3 protein-coding genes are annotated in these 2,680 nt (G+C 66.3%); 2 read left to right on the top strand and 1 reads right to left on the bottom strand.

Annotated features, from left to right (window positions below; genetic code table 11):
• Positions 1 to 39 precede the first annotated feature (39 nt).
• Complete coding sequence (gene thiQ, locus EN745_RS33300; protein WP_127423200.1) at positions 40 to 798, top strand: thiamine ABC transporter ATP-binding protein; 759 nt, start codon at positions 40 to 42, stop codon at positions 796 to 798.
• Positions 799 to 978: 180 nt separating this feature from the next.
• A complete protein-coding gene (locus tag EN745_RS33295; protein ID WP_245487900.1) occupies positions 979 to 2,547 on the top strand; it encodes a M48 family metalloprotease in 1,569 nt (522 codons plus the stop codon).
• Positions 2,548 to 2,564: 17 nt separating this feature from the next.
• On the opposite strand, the gene EN745_RS33290 is transcribed toward EN745_RS33295, so the two are convergent.
• A partial coding sequence (locus tag EN745_RS33290) for a sigma factor-like helix-turn-helix DNA-binding protein (RefSeq protein ID WP_281034803.1) occupies positions 2,565 to 2,680 on the bottom strand: 116 nt, incomplete at its 5' end.

The raw sequence follows: 2,680 nt of genomic DNA, 5'->3' as shown, positions 1-2,680 counted from the left end.
GGTGCTTGCCGCCGATCGCCTCGGGCAAGGAGAGAAATCATGACGCCGGCGAAGGAAGTCGGGGCGAAAGGCGCGGCCGTCCGGCTCGAGGACGTTTCGTTCAGCTATGGCGAAGCGCCGTTCCGTTTCGACGTCGGGTTCGCCGCCTCGAAGATCACCGCCATCATGGGGCCGAGCGGTTCGGGAAAGTCGACGCTGCTCAACCTGGTGGCTGGTTTCGAGATGCCAGGGTCAGGTCGCGTTCTGATCGACGGTGGCGATGTCAGCGCCGCGCCGCCTTCGGCGAGGCCGGTCTCGATGGTGTTCCAGGAGAACAATCTGTTCGCCCATCTTTCGGTGGAGCGGAATGTCGGGCTCGGCCGCTCGCCGTCGCTCAGCCTCACCGATGCCGACCATGCGGCAATTGCCGATGCGCTGGCGCGTGTCGGCCTTGCGGGCAAGGAGAGGCGGCTGCCACGCGAGCTTTCCGGCGGCGAGCGGCAGCGCGTCGCGCTGGCGCGCGTGCTGGTGCGCGACCGGCCGGTGCTCTTGCTCGACGAGCCGTTCGCCTCGCTCGGACCGGCGCTGCGCGACGACATGCTCGATTTGCTGGCCAGTGTCCATGCCGAACGGCAGATGACGGTGCTGTTCGTCACGCACCAGCCGGAGGACGCGCGCCGCATCGGCCAGGACATGGTCTTCGTTGACAACCACACGGTCGCCGCGACGGGGACGGCGGCCAACTTCTTCGACGCCTCTGGACCGGACGGCTTTCGGCGCTATGTCGGCATGGATCCAGCCAAGGGGCGTCGCGCCTGAACGACCTCAAGGGATGCGCTTGGGTTCTGTTTTTGAGCAGGTCGTTGCCTCAAAACCACAGCACATTTCCAGGTGACATGCATTGCTGCCGGATCTCGGCATGTTGCCCGGAAGCGGACATAATTTACGCTCAAACCGGGTTCGGGTGATGCAGCGTTTGCTTGCCTTGACTGGAGGAGTATGGCTAGGTCCGCCGATACTGGTCTGGCACAGGCCGTGATTTGCCCGCAAAGTTTTGGAAAGGAAGCCGATCTGCCGACCGGCAAGCATAGATTGCTGACGAAGCCGCTGGCGCGACTGCTCGCGCTGGCCGGCCTTGCCGTGGCGCTGGCCAGCTGCCAGATGTTCACGCCGCCGGATGTGCAGGAGTCCGGTTTCCAGCCGTCCGACAAGCCGATCACCGTCGACAATGTCGTCGCCAACTCGAAGCTCGCCGAAATGGCGAAGGCGCAGCATCCGCGCATCCTCGCCACCTATGGCGGCGAATATTCCGATCCCAAGCTCGAGCGCATGGTGGCCAAGGTCGTCGGCAACCTGACGGTGGTGTCGGCCAATCCGACCCAGACCTACCGTATCACCATCCTCAATTCGCCCAACGTCAACGCCTTCGCGCTGCCCGGCGGCTATCTCTATGTGACGCGCGGCCTGCTGGCGCTGGCCAATGATTCGTCCGAGCTCGCCGCCGTCATCGCGCACGAGATGGGCCACGTCACCGCCAATCACGGCCTGCAGCGGCAGCAGCTGGAGGCCGAGGAAGGGCTGGCGACCAAGGTGGTGTCGGATGTGCTGGGCGACAGCCCGACAGCCAAGGCGGCGCTGATCCGCGGCAAGCTGAGGCTCGCGCAGTTCTCGCGCAACCAGGAACTGCAGGCCGACGCCATCGGCATCAAGTCGATCGGCGAGGCCGGCTATGATCCTTACGCCGCCGGCCGCTTCCTGCAGTCGATGTCGGCCTATACCGATTTCCGCTCAATCAGCGGCGCCACCGACGCCAGCCTGGACTTCCTGGCGACTCACCCCAACACGCCGCAGCGGATCGATCTTGCCCAGCGCCTTGCTCGCAACTTCGGCCCGCCGGGCATCGGCACGCGCGACCGCGACGCCTTCCTGGCCGGTATTGACGGGCTGCTCTACGGCGACACGCCTGAAGAGGGCTATGTGCGCGGCCAGACCTTCCTGCATCCGGGCCTCGGCGTGTCGTTCACCGTGCCCGACGGCTTCGTCATCGACAATTCGGCCGCGGCGGTGACGGCGACCGGCCCCGGCGACATGGCGATCCGTTTCGACGGCGTTTCGATCGACAAGTCGCGGGCGCTGACCGACTACATCCGCAGCGGCTGGGTGGCCGGCCTCGATGACGCCAGCGTTCACCAGGAAACCATCAACGGCAACGAGGCGGCGGTGGCGCGCGCCGGCGCCGACGGCTGGCAGTTCGACATCGCGGTCATCCGCGCCGGCGGCCAGGTCTACCGGCTGCTGACGGCGGCACCGGCGGCCAGCACTGCGCTTGAGCCGGTGGCGCGCTCGGTCAGCGGCTCGTTCCGCATCCTGAGCGCGGCCGAGAAGGCGGCGCTGAAGCCACTGCATATCCGCGTCGTCACCGTGCAGGCCGGGCAGACCATGGGCTCGCTCGCCGCTCAGATGGTCGGCGTCGACCGGAAGCTCGACCTGTTCAGGGTGCTCAACGCGCTGTCGCCCGGCGCCGCTGTTTCGACCGGCGACAAGGTCAAGATCGTCACTGATAGGTAAGCCTAGGCAGGCAGGAGTCAGGCGGCTGTCGCCAGGAATTCCGGGTTCTGCTCGACCAGCGCGACTTTCAGCTTTTCCATGGCGCGCGCCTCGATCTGGCGCACGCGTTCCTTGGAAATGCCGAGCGCCTCGC

Source organism: Mesorhizobium sp. M4A.F.Ca.ET.022.05.2.1 (assembly GCF_003998845.1).
GTDB lineage: Bacteria > Pseudomonadota > Alphaproteobacteria > Rhizobiales > Rhizobiaceae > Mesorhizobium.
Note: the sequence above shows the minus strand (reverse complement) of the source record. Positions and strands in the feature narration are given on the sequence as shown.

Bases quoted from the DNA above. Each gene is read 5' to 3' on its own strand.
- thiQ (WP_127423200.1), top strand. From the start codon at position 40: ATGACGCCGGCGAAGGAAGTCGGGGCGAAAGGCGCGGCCGTCCGGCTC.
- EN745_RS33295 (WP_245487900.1), top strand. From the start codon at position 979: ATGGCTAGGTCCGCCGATACTGGTCTGGCACAGGCCGTGATTTGCCCG.